Here is a 19,610-nt window from a genome sequence, read left to right on the forward strand (position 1 = left end):
GCTACGGCTTTCTGGCTTACTATCTCGGCATCAGCGGCGCTTTCCTGCTGGCGCCTGTGCTTCTGAACCCGGTCATGAGGATCGGACGCGCCTATCAGCTCACGTCCCTCGCCGATCTGTTTGCCTACCGCTACCGAAGCCAGTGGGCTGGCACCCTGGTCACCCTCTGCTCCGGCGGGGCCATTCTGGCCTTGCTGAGCATGCAGATACAGGCCGTCGCCACCTCTGCCAGCATTCTTGCGCCGGACACATCGCCTGCGGTAATCAGCGTGATGTTCAGCTTGATCGTGGTGCTTTTCGCCATGCTATTCGGGGCAAGGCGCGACCAGAACTCGGAAAACCATCAGGGACTGGTGCTGGCCATTGCTTTTGATTCGCTGGTGAAACTTGTGGCATTGCTGGTGCTCGGGGGCGTCATTCTCTTCGGGGTCTTTGACGGCATGAGCGGACTGGAAAGCTGGCTGGACAACCGGACGTCGCCGGCCACAACCATGACCCTGAGTATTGACGACGGCAGTTGGCGGGCACTGATGCTGATGTCCTTTGCCGCTGCTCTGGTACTGCCACACATGTACCACATGACCTTCAGCGAAAACCCCTCGCCCAAGGCCCTGGCAAAAGCCAGCTGGGGCCTGCCACTCTACCTGTTGCTGCTCGGCCTGCCGGTGCCCCTGATTCTCTGGGGAGGCCAGGAGCTGGCGGTGACCACAGGGCCCGGATTCTTTGCCATCGGGGCAGCCCAGGCCATGGAAAGCCCGGCACTGACACTGCTGATGTACATTGCCGGCCTGTCAGCAGCCAGCGGCCTGATGATCGTCAGCACCCTGGCACTGGCGGGCATGGCGCTGAACCACGTGGTGTTGCCCCTGAAAACCCCGAAAGACCAGGGCGATATCTACCGGTGGCTGCAGTGGATCAAGCGCCTGCTCATCGCCGTGATCATTTTCCTGGCGCTGCTGTTTCATGAAGTTGTCGGCAAAAACCTCGACCTGTCCATTCTCGGCGCCATTTCCCTCTCCGGCACTTTGCAACTGCTGCCCGGCGCCCTGGGCGTGATTTACTGGCCCGAGGGCAATCGCCGCGGCCTGATCGCCGGCCTTGTTGTCGGGCTGGCCATCTGGGTGGTGACGCTCGTGCTGCCATTCTCGCACACGGCCAATCTGCTGGCCTGGCTGGATGCGCCACTGATACCGGACTACAGCAACTGGCATATCTTCACGTTCGTAAGCCTGACTGCCAACATTACCGTGTTTGCGCTGATTTCCATCCTCAGCACCAGCACCAGTGAGGAGAACAGCGCAGCCCAGGCCTGCTCACTGGGCGCACTGTCCCGTCCGCAACGCCGTGAATTGCTGGCCACGTCCTCCAGTGACTTTGTGAGACAGTTAGCGGAGCCGCTGGGCTACGGTGTGGCGCGGCGAGAAGTGGAGCGGGCACTGGGCCAGTTGAAACTGCCCAATGTGGAGTATCGGCCTTACCAGCTCAGGCGACTGCGCGACCAGGTGGAAATAAACCTGTCTGGCCTGCTCGGCCCCTCCGTAGCCAGGGACATGGTCAAGCGCCATCTCGGCTTCAAGCCCATGGCCCAGGGCGGCACTGCCCAGGACATCCGCTATGTAGAACGCGCCCTCGGCGACTACCAGAACCGATTGACCGGCCTGGCCGGCGAGCTGGACAACCTGCGCCGGCATTACCGCCAGACCCTTCAGAACCTGCCGATTCCTGCCTGCTCCGTGGGCGAGGACGGTGAAATCCTGATGTGGAACCACGCCATGGAGGCGCTCACCGGCATCACCGCCGATGACGTGGTCGGTGCCAGGCTGATGGCACTGCCCGAGCACTGGCACCTGCTGCTTGATGACTTCAACCGTGGCCCGGACCTCCATCGCTACAAGCATCGCCTGGACCTGCGTGGCAAACCCCACTGGCTGAACCTCCACAAAGCAGCCCTGAGCGGACCGGACCACACCGAAGGTGGCAGCATTATCCTGGTCGAGGACCAGACCGAAACCCGGCTACTTGAGGACGAACTGATGCACAGCGAACGGCTGGCATCGGTGGGAAGGCTCGCCGCCGGTGTCGCCCACGAGATCGGGAACCCGGTCACCGGTATCTCATCCCTGGCCCAGAACCTGAAACTGGAAACCGACAACCCGGACATCCTGGACACCGCTGACCAGATCCAGCAGCAGACCCGGCGCATCTCTACCATTTTGCAGTCGCTGATGAACTTTGCCCGCACCGGCAATCATGCCCAGGCCAACCGGTACGAGCCGGTAGCGATTCATCGCTGTGTGGAAGAATCGATCAACCTGCTGTCGCTCAGCGACAAGGGCCTGGGGATTCACTATGTCAACGACTGCCCGCCCTCTTTGCAGGTTCTGGGAGATGAGCAGCGTCTGGTCCAGGTATTCGTCAACCTGCTGGCGAACGCCCGCGATGCCTCACCGGAAGGCGGTACCATCCGGGTCAGTGGAAAGGGCGATGGCTACTCCGCTATCATCGAGGTGGTTGATGAGGGCTCCGGTATTCCCGGGGATCAACTCGATCATATCTTCGAGCCGTTTTACACCACCAAGGCCCCCAACAAGGGAACCGGTCTTGGCCTGTCGCTGGTGTACAGCATTATTGAAGAGCACTATGGCAACGTTCAGGTGGAAAGCCCGGCTAATGCCGACACCGGCCGCGGAACCTGCGTGAGGCTGAGATTGCCAGCCTACGAACCGGAAACCGGCACTATTGCCATCAGCCAGAACCAAAGGTCTTGAGACTGTTATGCCTCGCATTCTGATCGTGGAAGACGAAGACATTATTCGCTCGGCAGTGCGCAAACTGTTGTTGCATGCCGGCTATGAGGTCGCCGATGCGGCCTCCGTTGAGGAAGCCGAGCAGAACCACGAACCCGATCAGTTCGATCTGATCATTTCCGACCTGCGCCTGCCAGGCGCAGCGGGCACCGAACTGATCAATCGCGCACCCAACACGCCGGTGCTGATCATGACCAGCTATGCCAGCCTGAGATCAGCGGTGGACTCCATGAAAATGGGCGCCGTTGAGTACATCGCCAAACCGTTTGATCACGATGAAATGCTGGCCGCGGTCGAAAACATTCTGGCCCGGAAACCCGCCGGCCGGAACTCGGGTGACGACTCGGCACCAGCCCTGGAAACGCCGGAAAGCAGCGATCCTGCCAACATTATGTTCGGCCAGTGTGAGCCAATGCAGCGGGTGTTCACGCTGATCCGTAAAGTAGCACCGACAGAAACCACTGTCCTGATCCAGGGCGAATCAGGAACCGGCAAGGAGTTGGCGGCCCGCGCCCTGCACCTGCTCAGCCCGCGCGCTGCCAAGCCGCTGATTTCGGTCAACTGCGCGGCTATCCCCGAAAGCCTGATTGAATCGGAACTGTTCGGCCATGAAAAGGGCGCTTTCACCGGCGCGGTATCGGCCAGGACCGGCCTGATCGAGGCCGCCGATGGCGGCAGCCTGTTTCTGGACGAAATCGGCGAACTGCCGGCCGAAGCCCAGGCACGCCTGCTACGGGTTCTGCAAGAGAGCGAGATCCGGAAAGTCGGCTCCACCCAGAGCCGTACCGTCAACGTGCGGATGATTGCCGCCACCCACCGAAACCTCAAGGCCATGACGCGTACCGGGGAATTCCGGGAAGACCTCTACTACCGGTTGAACGTCATGCAGATCCGTATCCCGCCGCTGCGTGAGCGCCAGAGCGATATTCTGGGACTGGCCCGCCGCTTCCTGAAACGCCAGGGCGAGAGAATGGGCAAGCCCGATCTCAATCTAAGCCCCGAGGCGATGCGCGCCCTCGAACGCCATCGCTGGCCGGGAAACGTACGGGAACTGGAGAACGCCATTGAGCGCGCAACCATCCTGTGTGACGGCGACGTGATCACGCCCTCATTGCTGGACCTGGACAGCGAAGGCAGCGACGAATACATCCCCGAGACTCTCGTGGACGGCAACAACGAGCAGACACATACCCGGGAGGTGGACGCGTCCAACGATCTCTCCCTCGAAGATTACTTCCAGCATTTTGTTCTCGAGAACCAGGACCGCATGAGCGAGACAGAATTGGCCCAGAAACTGGGCATCAGCCGAAAATCGCTCTGGGAACGTCGCCAGCGTCTCGGCATACCCCGGAAAAAATCCTCTGGCAACTGAGTCCGGGATAGTATGAACCCGGGCTCAGTTGTTACCCCATGTTCCTGTCGGTAACACTCCTCACGAAAGTAACGTGACCTCAGTAACACTTAGGTTGAATACGGGGTAACACTTATGGCCTACAAATTCGTAAGACTCTGTTAATAAACGAAATTCAAAAATTGGCACATGGACTGCAACCTATTTGGCGCACAACAACAAAAACAAGAGTGACAAAGCAGCGCCAACAACAAGAACAAAAAGCTGCAGGATGCGTTCGGTAACAAAAACAACAACAGAACGTAAGCGAACTGAGTGTTTTGGGTATTTTGCTTTTTAGTGGTCCCACGGCACGTGCGAGTTGTAGATGTAGAGAAGAATCACCTTCCAGGTGACGCTGCAGCTACCCAAGGCCCGCTCGATGTCTCTGACCGCTCTGTGTATTCAAAGCTTTCCGTTTGCACTGCTGAGATGCCCCTGAAGTGGGGATATGCAGTGGGGTACAAAAACCAAGAAAAATCCCGGCAAAAACAAAAACAATGCAGATCGTCAACGCTTTGAGGGCGGATTCGTGAAAACGGATCCGCCTTTTGATTATCTGGGCTCCGAAACGGTAATCCACGGCAAACGTGTGCAAATCCTGCTCAAACCGTTAAACTCTCGGTTTTTGCTCATCGCAACCACGGATTTCAATGCCTAAACGACTTGTCGACAAACTCCGTTCCTTCATGCCCGGCAACGGAAAAAAGAAAGCCCGCACCTACCAGCGACGGGAAATCCCCAGGGACCAGCACAACGTCTCCCGCTCGGTTATCAGCGAACCCGCCAAGAAAGTTCTGCATCGCCTGAACAAATCGGGCTATGAAGCATACCTCGTGGGCGGCGGCGTAAGAGACATCCTGCTGGGCGGCAAGCCCAAGGATTTCGACATCGCGACCAATGCCACCCCCGAGGAAGTGCACGACCTGTTCCGGAACTCCCGGTTGATCGGACGGCGATTCCGGATTGTCCACGTGGTGTTTGGCCGCGAGGTCATCGAGGTGACCACGTTCAGGGGCAACGCTGCCGAAGCAGACACCGACACCGATGATGACGATCGCCGGACCAGTGAACACGGCCTGCTTCTGCGTGACAACGTATACGGCAACCAGGAAGAAGACGCCCTGCGTCGCGACTTCACCGTCAATGCGCTTTACTACTGCATCCGCGACTTTACCGTAATCGACTTTGCCAACGGGATCGAGGATCTGCGCAACCGCCAGCTGCGACTGATTGGCGATCCCGAGACGCGGTACCGGGAAGACCCCGTGCGCATGCTTCGCGCTATCCGTTTTGCCGCCAAACTCGGCTTTGACATCGAACCGGAGACCGAGGCCCCGATCGGGGAACTGGCCCCACTGTTAACCCATATTCCGCCGGCCCGCCTGTTTGATGAAGTGCTCAAACTGTTTTCCGCAGGCCATGGCGAAGCCACTTACGACCTTCTGACCCGTTACAATCTGCTGGAGCCTCTGTTCCCGGAGACGGTCAGAGCCATTGAGTCGGGTGAGCCGGACGAGCTGATCCGCCAGGCCCTGAGAAACACGGATGCCCGGATTGCCCAGGGCAAATCGGTCACGCCCTATTTCCTGTTTGCTGCCATGCTTTGGCCGGCACTTCAGGCAGAGTGGCATCGCAGGCAGGATAATGGTGACCCGGTCCAGCCCGCATTGCACGGTGCCATCGGAAAGGTGATTGGCCGTCAGGTGCAGGCAACCTCGATTCCGAAACGATTCTCTGGCCCGATGAAGGAGATCTGGGAACTTCAGATGCGACTGCCCCGACGCCAGGGCAAGCGGGCCTTTGCCACCATGACTCATCCACGGTTCCGGGCCGCTTACGATTTCCTGCTGGTTCGCGAGGCGTCTGGTGAGATTGAGCCCGGGCTTGGCCAATGGTGGACCGAGTTCCAGCAGGAAGATGAACGGGGCCAGGAGCGAATGCTCTCACAACTGAGCACCGACGCCCCCAAGAAGCGGCGGCACCGCCGCAAACCGGTCAAACGCCCAGCCCAGTAATGATGACAGACGTCTTTATCGGTCTTGGCAGCAATCTGAAAGACCCTGCAGCCCAATTGGCCCGGGCAGTCTCCGCCCTGGCCAACCTGCCGGAGACGGTTCTGGTGGCCCAATCGCCCTTTTATGCCAGCCGCCCGGTCGGCCCCCAGGACCAGCCTGACTTCGTCAACGGCGCGGTATGGCTTAGAACCTCCCTACTACCACACCAACTGCTTGACGAACTGCAGAACGTCGAACAACAGCATGGCCGGGAGAGACTTCGCCACTGGGGACCCCGAACGCTTGATCTGGACATACTGATCTTCGGCGATCAGATGTTGGATGACGAGCGCCTCACCGTACCTCATCGGGAACTGCGGAACCGGGACTTTGCGCTCCAGCCTCTGCTGGACCTGAAGGCCGGCCTGACTCTGCCCGACGGCACACCGATTGCCAAACTGCGTCGCCAATGCCCCGACAACGGCTTGCGCAAGCTTCCACCGGCGGATTACCCTTAACACTTCAATGCCGACACCCCGGCACGCCCAGGCCCATCCACCCAAAAGGCAAGGATTCTATGGCTGTTACCATCAATACCCTGCGTGAGTTCAAGCAGAAGGGCGAAGCCTTCGCTGCCCTTACCTCCTATGACGCCACCTTTTCCCAGGTGGTCAGTGAAGCGGGCGTTCACGTAATCCTTATCGGCGACTCCCTCGGGATGGTGCTTCAGGGGCATGACAGCACCCTGCCGGTGACCATGGACCAGATGGTGTATCACGTCAGCTGCGTGGCCAAAGGAAACCGTGGGTCCCTGATCATGGCCGACATGCCCTTCATGAGCTACGGCACGGTCGAGTCTGCCCTGGAGAACGCAGCGGAACTGATGCGCGCGGGCGCGCACATGGTAAAACTCGAGGGCACGGACTGGATGAAAGAAACCATTACTGCTCTGACCGAGCGCGCCGTGCCCGTGTGCGCACATCTGGGCCTCACGCCGCAATTCGTCAATAAATTTGGCGGCTACAAGGTCCAGGGCCGTGACGAGAAAGCGGCGGAGATGATGATTGAGCACGCCTGCGAACTGGAAGCCGCCGGCGCCGATGCCATCCTGCTGGAGTGCGTTCCCGCGCCGCTGGCGGCACGCATCTCCCAAGCCGTCAAAGCACCGGTCATCGGGATAGGTGCCGGGCCAGACACCGACGGACAGATTCTGGTATTGCACGATATGCTGGGCATTACCACTGGCCGTAAGCCACGATTCGTCAAGAACTTCCTGGCTGAAACAGATTCGGTACAGGAAGCCCTCCAGGCCTACGTGAAAGCCGTAGGCGAGCGCTCATTCCCCGCTGAGGAGCATACGTTCAAGGCATGAGAACTGTACATTCTTTGAAAGAATTGAGAACCATCCTCCGCGGCTACCGGCAGCAGGGCAAAACCATCGGCCTGGTACCCACCATGGGCAACCTGCACGAGGGCCATATCTCCCTCGTGCGCAAAGCAGCGGAGATGGCGGATGTGGTGGTTACCAGCATCTTCGTGAACCCGATGCAGTTCGGAGCCGGCGAAGATCTCGAGACCTACCCGAGAACCCTGACTGAAGACCAGGACAAGCTCGCCTCGGCCGGTAACACACTGGTATTCGCGCCTTCCGCCGAGGAAATCTATCCGGAAGGGCTGGCAAGTCAGACCCAGGTGGTCGTGCCGGATGTCAGCGACGGCCACTGTGGCGCCAGTCGCCCGGGTCACTTTGAGGGCGTAGCCACGGTGGTCACCATGCTGTTCAATATGGTGCAGCCGGACTTCGCTGTATTCGGCGAGAAGGATTTTCAGCAACTGGCCGTGATCCGGAAAATGGTCCGGGATCTGATGATCCCTGTTGATGTGGTGGGCGGCCCCACGGTGAGAGAGGACGACGGCCTGGCGAAAAGCTCGCGCAATGGTTACCTGACGCCCGAGGAACGGCAGATTGCGCCGGCGGTCTACCAGACGCTGCAGGCCACTGCCGCCAAGATCACCGATGGTCGTACAGACTTCCAGGCCCTGGAAAGCGAAGCTGAGCAAAGTCTCGGGGACGCAGGGCTCAGGCCGGACTACTTCAATATCGTCAACAGTCAGACACTCAAACCGGCCACGGCCGAGGATCGGGAGATTACCATCCTGACGGCAGCTTTCCTGGGCACCACCCGCTTGATCGATAACTTGTCCCTGACCCGATAAGCCAACAGAAAAGGAACCTCTGATGCCCGCACATCCTGAAGTACTGACCTCGAAACCCGAATGGCAGACACTGAAGGAACATCGGCAACGCCTGGACGGCGTTCTCATGAAGGACCTGTTCAACCAGGATCCCGGGCGGGCAAAGCGTTATTTCATTGAAGGCGCAGGGCTGTCACTGGATTTTTCCAAGAATCGGATCACTGACGACGTGCTCGACGCGCTTCTGGCACTGGCCAGCAGCTGTAACCTGGAAGCACGGCGGGAGGCCTTGCTCAGCGGAAAGAGAGTCAACGTTACCGAAGATCGCCCTGCCCTGCACACGGCATTGCGCAACCCGGGAACCGACGCCATCACCGTTGACGGCGAAAACGTGGTCGCCGAGGTGCAGCGCACCCTGCAACGCATGGAAACCCTGGTGGAGGAGGTGTTGGGCCAACACCGCACCGGGTACATCGGCAAACCTTTCACCGATGTGGTAAGCATCGGTATCGGCGGCTCCTACCTGGGCCCGAAGCTGGTTGGCGAAGCCCTTCAACCTTACGCCCAGGCCGGCATTCGCTGCCATTACGTGGCCAACATTGATGGCACCGAGATTTGCGAGGCTCTGCGCCAGGTCAATCCGGAAACCACTCTGTTCCTGATCCAGTCCAAGTCATTCCGCACGCAGGAAACCCTCGAGAACAGTAAAGTCGCAAAACAGTGGTTTCTGGATCATTGCGGGGATGAACAGGCCGTCTCGCAGCATTTCATGGCCGTGACGGCCAATGTGCCGGCGGCGCAGGACTTCGGTATCGATCCGGAGAACGTCTTCCCGATGTGGGACTGGGTCGGCGGCCGTTATTCACTGTGGTCAGCCATCGGCCTGCCCATTGCCTTTAGCGTTGGCATGGCCAACTTCCGGGCCCTGCTGGCCGGCGCCCATGCCATGGACCAGCACTTTCGTGAAGCGCCGCTGGCAAAGAATCTGCCGGTGGTTATGGCCATGCTGGGCATCTGGTACAACAATTTCTGGGGTGCCGAGACCCACGCGATACTGCCCTACGATCATTACCTGCGCAGCCTGCCAGACCACCTCCAGCAGCTGGATATGGAAAGCAACGGCAAGAGCGTTACGCAAGCGGGCACCCCACTCGCCTGGCAGTCCGGCCCGGTGATCTGGGGCGGCGTCGGTGCCAATGGCCAGCACGCCTATCACCAGCTGATCCACCAGGGCACCCGCCTGATTCCGGCGGACTTCATCATACCTCTGAAAACCCACAATCCGGTGGCCACCCATCACGCCGACCTGTTTGCCAACTGCCTCAGCCAGTCCAGGGCCATGATGGCCGGAAAATCACTGGAAGAAGCCAGGGCCGAGCTGAAAGCCGAAGGACGGGATGAAAGCGAGATTGAACAGCTTGCGCCACACAAGGTGATCCCAGGCAACAAGCCAAGTAACACGCTGACCATGGAGAAGGTGACACCCGAGACTGTGGGCGCGTTGATCGCGCTCTACGAGCACCGCACCTTTGTGCAGGGGGTTATCTGGGACGTGGATTCGTTTGACCAATGGGGTGTGGAACTCGGCAAGCAACTGGGTAAAGGCATCCTGCCGCGGCTATTGGGCGAGGAAGATGGCACCCAGGCCAGCGACAGCTCGACCGATCACCTCATCGAGCTGTTCCGCTCAACCGGCAGCGTGTGAAATCTGCCGACCCTGCCAGCTGAAGCCCACCGGCCAGAGCTTCTGGCCAGTGTCGTACTCCCGCCATAGCTGGCCATAGGTTTTGCCGCACACCGGGTGCTCTGCTTCAGGCGCTATGTCGGCCAGTGGCCGAAGCACGAAAGCGTTTTTCAGGATTTCACCCCTTGGCAGTTCAACGCCATCGATGCGCCCGACGGCACTGCCATAGGTGAGAATATCGAGGTCCAGCGTTCGCGCACTGAATTTAGGCACATCCCGACGCCGGCCGTTGTCCGCCTCCAACTGTTTGAAACGCTTCGAAAGCTCGGCAACCGACAGGGACGTATCCACGCCCACTACGAGGTTCAGGAAGGGCGAGCCATCAAACCCGACCGCTTCGCTGTCGTAGACCGGGGAGATAATCAGCTCGCCAAACCATGCCGAGAGCGCATCGAGCGCTGCCCTGACGTAGCGTTCCCTGTCGACATTGCTGCCAATACTGATGTAAACCCGAACGGCCGCTGCCATCACCGGACTCCCCTCTCGATTTGCACACCCACCGCCTGTGCCGTAGGTACGGCCCCCGGCTTGCGTATCGCCAACCGAAGCCACGTGATGCCAAATTCATCCTGCAAGGCTCTGGCGAGCACCTCAGCGCCGTGCTCAAGCAGTTGCGGCCTGAGTGCCTGCAGACAGGTCTCCACCCGAGCACTGACGGCCGCATAATCCAGGGCATCGGCGACATCGTCTGTTCGACCCGGCACCCGGTTATCCCAGGCCATTTCCAGATCGACCACCAGGTTCTGGGTGACTTCCCGCTCCCAGTCATAAACGCCGACCACAGTTTCCACAACGAGGCCTTCGATCAATACAGTGTCTGCCAAGGGTACTCCGGAGTTCTTCCACTCTTTGGTGATTGAATAACGCACAACCAGGGGATACTGTGAAGAGCATGGCCCGCGTTTTCAGGGCGGGCATTTTCGCACATATTGGTTGTATACGTCTTTGCTTCCGAGCCCACAGCATGTTTCCCAGTGACCCGGTTTTAACGGTTTTACTCTGCGCCGCCGCTTACCTGGCAGGTTCAGTGCTGTTTGCCCTGCCGGTCTGCCAACTCTGGAAACTCCCGGACCCACGGGCGCAGGGTTCAGGCAATCCCGGCGCCACGAATGTCTACCGAACCGGCGGATGGCCGCCAGCGCTACTCACGCTTGCGCTGGATGCCGCGAAAGGCTGGTTACCCGTTTGGCTGGCCCATGCCGCCGGTCTTTCCGTAATGGTTCAGGCTGTCGTTGCCCTGTTCGCCGTCACCGGCCACATGATCCCGATCTTCTATCGATTCAAGGGTGGAAAAGGGGTCGCGACGGCGCTCGGGGCCGGTCTTGCGCTGGCGCCGGTCACAACGCTGCTGATGGCCGCTATCTGGATGCTGGTAATCTGGCGCTGGCGAATATCCGCCCTCGCCACACTGATAGCCATTGTCTGCGGCCCGCTGATCAGCGCCTTCCTTGAACCGGAAACCCTGCCACTGTTCGGCCTGCTGGCGCTGCTGATCGTGGTTCGCCACCGCAACAACCTGATCCGACTGGCCCAGGGTCGCGAAGCAGGGCTTTAACTATCCGTCCACCAATCCGGTGGATCGAGGTTCGTTGATCGGTGGCAGTGTGTTCATGGGCCATCGGGGCACCGCCACGATACGCTCACCATCCTGCTGGCCGGCCTTCATGCGCTGGGCCCCGGCGTAGGCGATCATCGCACCGTTATCCGTACAGAATTCGGGGCGGGCGTAAAACACGTGGGCCTTGAGCTTGCCGGCCATTTTCTCCAGGCCCGCCCGCAGCCGTTTATTGGCGCTGACCCCGCCGGCGATGACCAGACGCTTACAGCCTGTCTGCTCCAGAGCCCGACGGCATTTGATGGTCAGTGTGTCGACCACAGCGGCTTCAAACGCCAGGGCGATATCCGCCCGGGTCTGGTCATCCAGTCCGCCCGCCTCGCGTGCAGCATTGACGGTATTGAGCGTGAAGGTTTTCAGGCCGCTGAAGCTGAAATCCAGGCCGGGACGGTCGGTCATCGGCCTCGGGAACCGATAACGGCCCTCTGTGCCTTTTTCCGCCAGCGCTGCCACCCGCGGGCCACCCGGGTAGTCCAGACCGAGCATCTTGGCGGTCTTGTCAAAGGCCTCACCCGCGGCGTCGTCTACTGATTCTCCCAGCATTTCGTATTCGCCAATACCATCAACCCTTACCAACTGGGTATGGCCACCCGAAACAAGCAGTGCAACGAAGGGAAACGCGGGTGGATTATCCTCCAGCATGGGCGCCAGAAGGTGGCCCTCCATGTGATGCACACCGAGCACCGGCACTCCAAGGGCAAACCCCAGCGAATGGGCAACCGCGCCCCCAACCATGAGCGCGCCGACCAGGCCCGGACCCGCGGTGTAGGCAATTCCCTCTATATCGGCGCGACCTTTACCGGCATCCGAAAGCACCTGATCGCACAGGGGCAGGAGCTTGCGAACGTGGTCCCGGGACGCCAGTTCAGGGACGACCCCCCCGTAATCAGCATGCATGTCGATCTGGCTGAACAGGGCGTGCCCCAGCAGGCCCGCTTCGGTGTCGTAAAGCGCTACGCCAGTCTCGTCGCAAGAGGTTTCGATACCTAGAATCAGCATAATTTCGGGCCACATTGGTTGGCGGAAATGAAAACGACGCACATTTTAGCAGAAACCCGAAACCCACTGGCAGATTCATCGAACAAACATTGACCTTGCCATAACGCAGGCGCTATCATTGCCGCCCTAAAATATGCACTGGTCGAGTTTTAGCCAATCTGACCAGGGATCGAGAACCGGTCTGGCCTCGCCAGACGGACAAAATTGAAACCGAATCTATCAGGTAGGTGATTTTCGAATGCCAGCTGTTAAAGTGAAAGAGAATGAACCGTTTGACGTAGCACTGCGTCGCTTCAAGCGTTCCTGCGAAAAAGCGGGTGTACTTTCCGAAGTACGTCGTCGTGAGCACTACGAGAAGCCGACCGCTGTTCGTAAGCGCAAAGCAGCCGCTGCCGTTAAGCGTCATCTCAAGAAGCTTCAGCGGGAACAGCGCAAGTTCGAGCGTCTGTACTAAGTTTTATCTGACGCCGCTTGACTGCAAAGCACTGATTGCCTGTACAGCCGCAGGCTGCACAGAGCGACTCAAAAATGCCGCCGAGGCCTGGCTTCGGCGGCATTTTTGGCTATTGGCCAACTCCGATGAAGGCCTGATGTGGAGCCCCCATGAGCGGACTGATCCCTCAACAGTTTGTTGAAAACCTGCTGGATCGTATCGACCTGGCGGAACTGATCGGTTCACGCATTACGCTCAAGAAGGCCGGCGCTAACTACAAGGCCTGCTGCCCGTTCCACGACGAGAAAACACCCTCGTTCAACGTTCGGCCAGACAAGGGCTTTTACCATTGTTTCGGGTGCGGCGCCCATGGCGATGCCATCAGCTTTGTCAGGGAGTTTGAAGGCCTGGGTTTTACGCAGGCGGTAGAGGAACTGGCCAAGCGGGTTGGTCTCGAAGTGCCCTACGACCGGGCCGCAAAGCAGGAAATCCAGCAGGCGCGAACGCTGACCGATGCACTGGACTTTGCCAGTCGCTTCTATCAATCAGCGCTCAAAGGCCAGCAAGGTGCCTACGCCCGGGACTACCTGCAACAACGGGGTCTGGATAACGCCATCATCGAGCAGTACCAGGTGGGCTATGCGCCCTCCACCGGCACGGCGCTGTTTGATGTTGCCAGCAAGGACCTGCAGGGTCCGCTGATTGAAACCGGCACGGTTTCCGACAAGTACGGCAAACCCAGGGACCTGTTCCGCAACCGGGTGATGTTCCCGATTCGCAATAGCCGGGGCAGAACCGTGGCATTCGGCGGCCGCACCCTGGGCGACGACAAGGCGAAATACATCAACTCTCCGGAGTCGGATGTGTTTCACAAGAGCCGCGAGATTTACGGGCTTTTCGAGGCCAAGCAGGCCGTCCGGCAGCTGGACAAGCTGCTGGTGGTTGAAGGCTACATGGATGTGATCGCCCTTGCCCAGCACGGCATTCACTATGCGGTTGCGACGCTGGGCACAGCAACGAACCAGGACAGTCTCACAGCGCTATTGAAGCAGGTCAGACACATCGTGTTCTGCTTTGACGGCGACCAGGCGGGCTTCCGGGCTGCGGACAGGGCCATGGAAAACGCACTGGAACTGATGGCCGATGGGCTTCACCTCCAGTTCCTGATGCTGCCCCAGGGCGAGGACCCGGACACCCTCGTGCGCAAGGAAGGGCCGGAAGCGTTCCAGAAGCGCATTGAAGGGGCAACGCCCCTGTCCCGGTATCTGTTTGACCGGCAGAGTGAAGGGTTGGACCTGCAACTGCCAGAGCATCGGGGCGAATTGCGAGCCAGGGTCGAACCGCTGCTCAACAAGATGCCCAGAAGCACCCTCCGGGATGCCATGTGGCACGAGATGCTCCGCCTTTGTGGTGGCCGGAACCAGTGGCAGAGCCGCCAGCAGGGGCAGAAAGGGCGCTGGAACGGCGAGCGACGGGATCGGGTTTCCGAAGATCGGATCGATGTGAAACTCAGCAAGGACAGCATTCTGTGTCTTGCCCTGCTGGAAGCACCGGACCTGGCCACCGAGGTCACCGAGCTGGCCCGCAGCTCCCGGCAATTCAATCAGGCCCGGAATTTTGCCGAGTGGATTCTGGCAAACGACATCCGGGACAGGAAAACCCTGGTGCGCACGCTGGCACTGGACACGGGCGCTCGTGAGCGCTTCTACCACCTGTTTGACGGGATCGAGCATATTCCTGCGCGGGAAAGCACACTGGCCGCCGCCCGTGAGCTTTTGAGCCCGAATGAAGAGGCATCCCGCCAGCAGCGGCTTGCCACACTATTGAGAAATCTGTCGAACCTCACAAGCGAGGAACGACAGGAGCTGAGAGCCCTGAGCAGCGGCACCGGGGACTAGCAGCACTTGAAACTTGATGCACTGATCACCATCTAACCTTTGAGCCTAGGCTCCTTGGTGGCAGAGCAACTAAGCGACAGCTATAATGGCTGTTTAACTTTTTTCCTTCTAAAAGCGAGTTTACAGGGTGTCTATGTCAGGCAATTCGCAAAAATCACGTTTGAAAGACCTCATTGCACGAGGCAAGGAACAAGGTTACCTGACTTACGCCGAGGTAAACGACCACCTCCCGGAAGACATCGCCGATCCGGATCAGGTCGAAGACATCATTCGCATGATTAACGACATGGGTATTCAGGTGTGCGAAGAAACACCGGACGCCGATACCCTGCTGATGACCGAGGGCGACTCCACCGCTGACGAAGCCGCCGCCGCTGAAGCCGCTGCCGCTCTGGCAGCTGTTGAGACCGACGCCGGCCGCACTACGGATCCTGTTCGCATGTACATGCGCGAAATGGGCACCGTAGAGCTGCTGACTCGCGAGGGCGAAATCGTCATTGCCAAGCGCATCGAGGAAGGCATTCGCGATGTGATGGCCGCCGTTGCCCACTTCCCGGGCACCGCTGGCACCGTTATCCAGGCCTACGACCGCATTCTCGAAAACGAAGGCCGTATCAGCGACATCGTAACCGGCTTCCTGGATCCGGACGACGCCGAGCCGTTCATGGGTGAGGACACCACACCCGAAAGCTCTGATGATTCCGACTCGGATTCAGACGATGACGACGATTCCTCGGAAGAAGAAACCGATAACGGCCCGGATCCGGAAGAGACCCGACTCCGGTTCGAACTGCTCAACGAAAAGCTGGAGGCCGCCAACAAGGCCCTGGCCAAGCACGGTCGGTCCGACAAGAAGACCCAGGAAGCCCTGAACGAGCTGGGTCAGGTTTTCGCACCGTTCAAACTCGCCAACAAGGCCTTTGACGAGCTGGTGAACGTGGTTCGCTCCACCAACGACCTGGTTCGCGAAAACGAGCGCGCGATCATGCAGATCTGTGTTCGCGAGTGCAAAATGCCCCGCAAGGACTTCATCAAGTCGTTCCCGGGCAACGAGACCAACCTGGATTGGGCCGACAAAATTGCCAAGAGCAAGAAGCCTTACGCAGCGCCCTTGGCCGAGCGTATAGACGAAGTCGTTCGCCTGCAGAAGCGCATCCAGAACGTGCAGACTGAAGTGGATCTGGACGTTGCCGACATCAAGGAAATCAACCGTCGGGTTTCCATCGGTGAAGCCAAGGCCCGCCGCGCCAAGAAAGAGATGGTTGAGGCCAACCTGCGTCTGGTTATTTCCATTGCCAAGAAATATACCAATCGGGGCCTGCAGTTCCTGGACCTGATCCAGGAGGGCAATATCGGCCTGATGAAGGCCGTCGACAAGTTCGAGTACCGTCGGGGCTACAAGTTCTCGACCTACGCCACCTGGTGGATTCGTCAGGCCATCACCCGCTCTATCGCGGACCAGGCCCGCACCATCCGTATTCCGGTGCACATGATCGAGACCATCAACAAGCTCAACCGGATCTCCCGCCAGATGCTGCAGGAAATGGGCCGCGAGCCCACGCCGGAAGAACTGGGCGAGCGCATGGAGATGCCTGAGGACAAGATCCGCAAGGTACTGAAGATCGCCAAAGAGCCGATCTCCATGGAAACCCCGATCGGCGACGACGAAGACAGCCATCTGGGCGACTTCATCGAAGATATCCAGGCCCTCTCCCCGGTGGACTCCGCCACCGCCGAAGGCCTGCGCGAAGCCACCCGCTCGGTACTGGCCGGCCTCACCGCCCGCGAGTCCAAGGTGCTGCGGATGCGCTTTGGTATCGAGATGAATACCGACCACACCCTGGAAGAAGTCGGCAAGCAGTTCGACGTAACCCGTGAGCGGATCCGTCAAATCGAAGCCAAGGCCCTGCGCAAACTGCGTCACCCCTCGCGCTCCGATCACCTGCGCGGCTTTATCGACGACCAGGGCAACCAGGGATAATTTCCCAAACAGTAGCGGGCGCCACACCTCACCGGTATAATGGCGCCCGCTTTGTTTCCCCCTCCGGAAACACCTTTCAAAACAGCGTTCGCTGAACGGGCCTATAGCTCAGTTGGTTAGAGCAGGGGACTCATAATCCCTTGGTCGCAGGTTCGAGTCCTGCTGGGCCCACCATTTAACTCTTAGTACCGATTCAAATGGTCGTGACACCATAAATTGGCCGGAACGGCCACATTATGGTGTCATAGGTTGGGTGTTGTGGCCGCCTCCTTCTCCCCTCTCCGATAACGTGTTTGCTGTACACAAAGGCCGAAATTCGCGGGCCACTAAGTTTCCCAACTATCTCCTTCCAAAAGTGCTTGAAATCCGTGCTTCCAAAAATACAGAAGCCACATTTGAAAATGTGTGAGGAGCAATTGCCCGCCAAAGAACTGTGCGATCTCAGAAAAAACTGTCTTTTTGATGTATCCGGGAATCCGAATCAAAGCTTCCGGAAGAACTAGAGATGGGCCTATCAAAATTGCTCTCCGCCTGTGAGTAAACGCAGAGAATCCGTCGACTGCTCAGAGAGCATCCAAATCCGCATGTGCGAATAGTGGGTCAAGGCACTGTTCGACTGGACCCTGAAGTTATTCGCCAGTCTGATCAATGCAAAGCATTCATCGAAAAGATGCGTCAGCGCGGTTACATTTAATGCATCAGGCATTCAATCCATGCTCCGCCAACAGCGAGCTCATGGTGTCAGATCCGAGCCATACGCTAGTTTATACCTGTAATTTTACTCTGGCGGCTTTGATTCAGGAAAAACAAAAGCGAACATTCGCCGCACTCCCAATTCCAGGCTTTACGCCCCTTAAACGGGTAAGCAACGCCCCATCAAGAACTTGGCAAACGATCAAAAGGGCTGACGGTTCCAGCACGTCGATCGCCAATGACATGCGTGTAGATTTCTGTCGTTCGAATGTCGCTATGCCCAAGAATTTCCTGAACCGTCCTGATATCGCTCCCCGATCTCAATAACTCTGTCGCAAAGGCATGCCGAAAGGTATGAGCCGTCACACGCTTGGTGATTCCCGTGGCCAGAACGGCCTGCCTCAATCGCCGCGAGTACGATGAATGATGAAGATGGTGGCGGCACACATAACCAGCGATGGGATGAACGCATCTTGTTACGGATGGGAACAGGTACTGCCAACCAAAGTCCTTCATGGCCGGTCCATACTTCTTGTGAAGTGAGGCCGGCACTGACGTAAGCCCGAATCCATCGGCCAGATCGGACTCATGTACAGCCCTGACATGGGCGAATTGTCGCTCCATGTTTTCTCTTAGATTGCCTGGAATCAGTGTGTATCGATCTTTTCGTCCCTTACCGTTGAATACGAGCAAACTGCGGCTTTTTAGGTCGATGTCTTTCACGCGAAGCGAAAGAGCTTCGTTGATTCTCAAACCGCATCCATAAAGAAGCGCAGTGATGAGCCAATACTCTGCATCCATGTTTTGAAGAATAGAAGCAACTTCATCGGGACTCAGAACGGTTGGCATGCGTCGAGGCGTTTTCGTCATCTTATACTGTAGGTTTTCAATCTCCCGCTTCAGCACATGCTTGTAGACAAAAATAATCGCGCATAGCGCCTGATTTTGAGTGCCCGGACTGACTCCCCGATTGACGGCGAGGTGATTCAGGAAACGCTCAATTTCGTGATTACCCATGACTTTTGGGTGCTTCTTGTCATTGAAAAGGATGAACTGACGAACCCAGTAAAGATAGGACTTCTCGGTTCGGTAGCTGTACTGCTTTGTCCTAATTTCTGTGCGGACCGATTGTAGAAACGGTGATTTCGACACGCTCGCCCTCCGTGGCTGAATGCTGTATGTACGTACAGTTATAATAAAAAACACCCAAAAACGCCAAAATTCTTGCGGCTTAATTTGCACGGCCCTGCTCGCTTTTCACAATGCATCTCTGTAGGTATCTGTTTCAGCATGGGAAAAATTCGACCCACTGGATTTAACGTGCAAAAACGTGCATAAATATCCCGCGTGCACACTTTTCACAGAACCAAAAGCTCAAAAGCCCCCTGAGATGGAGGGGTAATGATCTGAAAAATCGAGGTTATTCAGGTTGTGAAGCAGTATTGGACTGGGTGATGGTGTTGCGGTTTAATAAGAAAGCAAACTAATAAGCTGTTAAGCACAGAAACAGACTCATGCCTATGAAGCAATACATCGTAATCGAGCGCTTCAAGCCGGACTGCGTGGAGGCAGTTTACGAGAGGCTTAGTCTCAAAGGGCGCATGCTGCCGCCGGGGCTTCACTTTGTGAACTCATGGGTAAACAAGGAACTCGGCATTTGCTATCAGCTTATGAAAACCGGTGACGCTCAATTGTTTAGTGTCTGGACTCACCACTGGAGCGACCTCATCGAATTTGACATTGTGCCTGTGGATGGCCCGTCTCAGGGTCAAGAAAATGCTTAACAAATAGTTGTAGTACGTTCCGGGCCTGGCGGCCCTACACCGGACGCCCTTGTCAGGGCGCCGCTAAACAAGA

At 58.1% G+C, this 19,610-nt stretch carries 17 protein-coding genes and 1 tRNA gene; 14 read left to right on the plus strand and 4 right to left on the minus strand.

The genetic code is table 11. The features are described from left to right. The 8 genes from KYE_RS01325 to pgi form a co-directional block, all read left to right on the plus strand. Positions 1 to 2,768: ATP-binding protein (locus KYE_RS01325; protein WP_008169640.1), on the plus strand; the 2,768-nt coding region annotated here is incomplete at its 5' end. Positions 2,769 to 2,775: 7 nt separating this feature from the next. Beyond that, a complete protein-coding gene (locus KYE_RS01330; protein ID WP_008169641.1) occupies positions 2,776 to 4,179 on the plus strand; it encodes a sigma-54-dependent transcriptional regulator in 1,404 nt (467 codons plus the stop codon). 469 nt (positions 4,180 to 4,648) lie between these two features. Continuing rightward, positions 4,649 to 4,858 carry a hypothetical protein gene (locus tag KYE_RS01335; protein ID WP_008169646.1) on the plus strand — a complete coding sequence of 70 codons (210 nt, stop codon included), beginning with the start codon at positions 4,649 to 4,651 and terminating at the stop codon, positions 4,856 to 4,858. Beyond that, entirely contained in the window at positions 4,851 to 6,215 is a 1,365-nt protein-coding gene (pcnB, locus tag KYE_RS01340) for a polynucleotide adenylyltransferase PcnB (protein ID WP_008169649.1), read from the plus strand. The genes KYE_RS01335 and pcnB overlap by 8 nt, the downstream gene beginning before the upstream one ends. Further along, positions 6,215 to 6,712, plus strand: a complete 498-nt coding sequence (gene folK, locus KYE_RS01345; RefSeq protein ID WP_008169650.1) for a 2-amino-4-hydroxy-6-hydroxymethyldihydropteridine diphosphokinase — start codon at positions 6,215 to 6,217, stop codon at positions 6,710 to 6,712. The genes pcnB and folK (KYE_RS01345) overlap by 1 nt, the downstream gene beginning before the upstream one ends. 59 nt (positions 6,713 to 6,771) lie before the next feature. After that, positions 6,772 to 7,566 (plus strand): 3-methyl-2-oxobutanoate hydroxymethyltransferase, encoded by a 795-nt coding sequence (gene panB, locus KYE_RS01350; protein ID WP_008169652.1) that lies wholly within the window; start codon positions 6,772 to 6,774, stop codon positions 7,564 to 7,566. Next, positions 7,563 to 8,411: a pantoate--beta-alanine ligase gene (panC, locus tag KYE_RS01355; RefSeq protein WP_008169654.1), complete on the plus strand. Its 849-nt coding sequence runs from the start codon at positions 7,563 to 7,565 to the stop codon at positions 8,409 to 8,411. Before panB ends, panC begins: the two co-directional genes overlap by 4 nt. A gap of 22 nt (positions 8,412 to 8,433) precedes the next feature. After that, the gene (gene pgi / locus KYE_RS01360; protein WP_008169657.1) at positions 8,434 to 10,095 is read left to right on the plus strand and encodes a glucose-6-phosphate isomerase; all 1,662 of its coding nucleotides are present in this window, start codon (positions 8,434 to 8,436) and stop codon (positions 10,093 to 10,095) included. Here pgi and folK (KYE_RS01365) read toward each other — a convergent pair. Beyond that, positions 10,078 to 10,602, minus strand: coding sequence for a 2-amino-4-hydroxy-6-hydroxymethyldihydropteridine diphosphokinase (folK, locus tag KYE_RS01365; protein ID WP_008169659.1), 525 nt, complete (start codon positions 10,600 to 10,602; stop codon positions 10,078 to 10,080). The two genes, pgi and folK (KYE_RS01365), sit on opposite strands and share 18 nt — an antisense overlap. Next, entirely contained in the window at positions 10,602 to 10,958 is a 357-nt protein-coding gene (folB, locus tag KYE_RS01370) for a dihydroneopterin aldolase (protein ID WP_008169661.1), read from the minus strand. Before folB ends, folK (KYE_RS01365) begins: the two co-directional genes overlap by 1 nt. Before the next feature lie 140 nt (positions 10,959 to 11,098). Here folB and plsY point away from each other — a divergent pair, with 140 nt between their 5' ends. Continuing rightward, positions 11,099 to 11,689 carry a glycerol-3-phosphate 1-O-acyltransferase PlsY gene (plsY, locus tag KYE_RS01375; RefSeq protein ID WP_039881767.1) on the plus strand — a complete coding sequence of 197 codons (591 nt, stop codon included), beginning with the start codon at positions 11,099 to 11,101 and terminating at the stop codon, positions 11,687 to 11,689. Here plsY and tsaD read toward each other — a convergent pair whose 3' ends face one another. Then, positions 11,690 to 12,748, minus strand: coding sequence for a tRNA (adenosine(37)-N6)-threonylcarbamoyltransferase complex transferase subunit TsaD (gene tsaD / locus KYE_RS01380; protein ID WP_008169666.1), 1,059 nt, complete (start codon positions 12,746 to 12,748; stop codon positions 11,690 to 11,692). It lies immediately after the preceding gene. Positions 12,749 to 12,986: 238 nt separating this feature from the next. Here tsaD and rpsU point away from each other — a divergent pair, with 238 nt between their 5' ends. The 4 genes from rpsU (at position 12,987) to KYE_RS01400 (ending at position 17,234) form a co-directional block, all read left to right on the plus strand. After that, complete coding sequence (rpsU, locus tag KYE_RS01385) at positions 12,987 to 13,202, plus strand: 30S ribosomal protein S21 (protein ID WP_007153483.1); 216 nt, start codon at positions 12,987 to 12,989, stop codon at positions 13,200 to 13,202. Between the two features lie 149 nt (positions 13,203 to 13,351). Beyond that, positions 13,352 to 15,079 (plus strand): DNA primase, encoded by a 1,728-nt coding sequence (dnaG, locus tag KYE_RS01390; RefSeq protein ID WP_008169680.1) that lies wholly within the window; start codon positions 13,352 to 13,354, stop codon positions 15,077 to 15,079. Positions 15,080 to 15,212: 133 nt separating this feature from the next. Then, complete coding sequence (gene rpoD / locus KYE_RS01395) at positions 15,213 to 17,060, plus strand: RNA polymerase sigma factor RpoD (RefSeq protein ID WP_008169681.1); 1,848 nt, start codon at positions 15,213 to 15,215, stop codon at positions 17,058 to 17,060. Between the two features lie 97 nt (positions 17,061 to 17,157). Next, positions 17,158 to 17,234, plus strand: a tRNA-Ile gene (locus KYE_RS01400). 702 nt (positions 17,235 to 17,936) lie between these two features. On the opposite strand, the gene KYE_RS01410 is transcribed toward KYE_RS01400, so the two are convergent. Beyond that, the gene (locus tag KYE_RS01410) at positions 17,937 to 18,905 is read right to left on the minus strand and encodes an integron integrase (RefSeq protein ID WP_008169685.1); all 969 of its coding nucleotides are present in this window, start codon (positions 18,903 to 18,905) and stop codon (positions 17,937 to 17,939) included. Positions 18,906 to 19,273: 368 nt separating this feature from the next. Between KYE_RS01410 and KYE_RS01415 the strand changes: the two genes are divergently transcribed. Continuing rightward, on the plus strand, positions 19,274 to 19,537 hold the full coding sequence (locus KYE_RS01415) for a DUF3303 domain-containing protein (protein WP_039881768.1): 264 nt from the start codon (positions 19,274 to 19,276) through the stop codon (positions 19,535 to 19,537). Positions 19,538 to 19,610: the final 73 nt, after the last annotated feature.

The sequence above is a fragment of the Marinobacter manganoxydans MnI7-9 genome (assembly GCF_000235625.1).
GTDB lineage: Bacteria > Pseudomonadota > Gammaproteobacteria > Pseudomonadales > Oleiphilaceae > Marinobacter > Marinobacter manganoxydans.

Excerpts from the sequence above, each read along its gene's own strand:
- rpoD (WP_008169681.1), top strand. The coding sequence starts at position 15,213 with ATGTCAGGCAATTCGCAAAAATCACGTTTGAAAGACCTCATTGCACGA.
- tsaD (WP_008169666.1), bottom strand. The coding sequence starts at position 12,748 with ATGCTGATTCTAGGTATCGAAACCTCTTGCGACGAGACTGGCGTAGCG.
- folK (WP_008169650.1), top strand. The coding sequence starts at position 6,215 with ATGATGACAGACGTCTTTATCGGTCTTGGCAGCAATCTGAAAGACCCT.
- pgi (WP_008169657.1), top strand. The coding sequence starts at position 8,434 with ATGCCCGCACATCCTGAAGTACTGACCTCGAAACCCGAATGGCAGACA.
- folK (WP_008169659.1), bottom strand. The coding sequence starts at position 10,602 with ATGGCAGCGGCCGTTCGGGTTTACATCAGTATTGGCAGCAATGTCGAC.
- panB (WP_008169652.1), top strand. The coding sequence starts at position 6,772 with ATGGCTGTTACCATCAATACCCTGCGTGAGTTCAAGCAGAAGGGCGAA.
- rpsU (WP_007153483.1), top strand. The coding sequence starts at position 12,987 with ATGCCAGCTGTTAAAGTGAAAGAGAATGAACCGTTTGACGTAGCACTG.
- dnaG (WP_008169680.1), top strand. The coding sequence starts at position 13,352 with ATGAGCGGACTGATCCCTCAACAGTTTGTTGAAAACCTGCTGGATCGT.
- panC (WP_008169654.1), top strand. The coding sequence starts at position 7,563 with ATGAGAACTGTACATTCTTTGAAAGAATTGAGAACCATCCTCCGCGGC.
- KYE_RS01415 (WP_039881768.1), top strand. The coding sequence starts at position 19,274 with ATGAAGCAATACATCGTAATCGAGCGCTTCAAGCCGGACTGCGTGGAG.
- KYE_RS01335 (WP_008169646.1), top strand. The coding sequence starts at position 4,649 with ATGCAGTGGGGTACAAAAACCAAGAAAAATCCCGGCAAAAACAAAAAC.
- plsY (WP_039881767.1), top strand. The coding sequence starts at position 11,099 with ATGTTTCCCAGTGACCCGGTTTTAACGGTTTTACTCTGCGCCGCCGCT.
- pcnB (WP_008169649.1), top strand. The coding sequence starts at position 4,851 with ATGCCTAAACGACTTGTCGACAAACTCCGTTCCTTCATGCCCGGCAAC.
- KYE_RS01330 (WP_008169641.1), top strand. The coding sequence starts at position 2,776 with ATGCCTCGCATTCTGATCGTGGAAGACGAAGACATTATTCGCTCGGCA.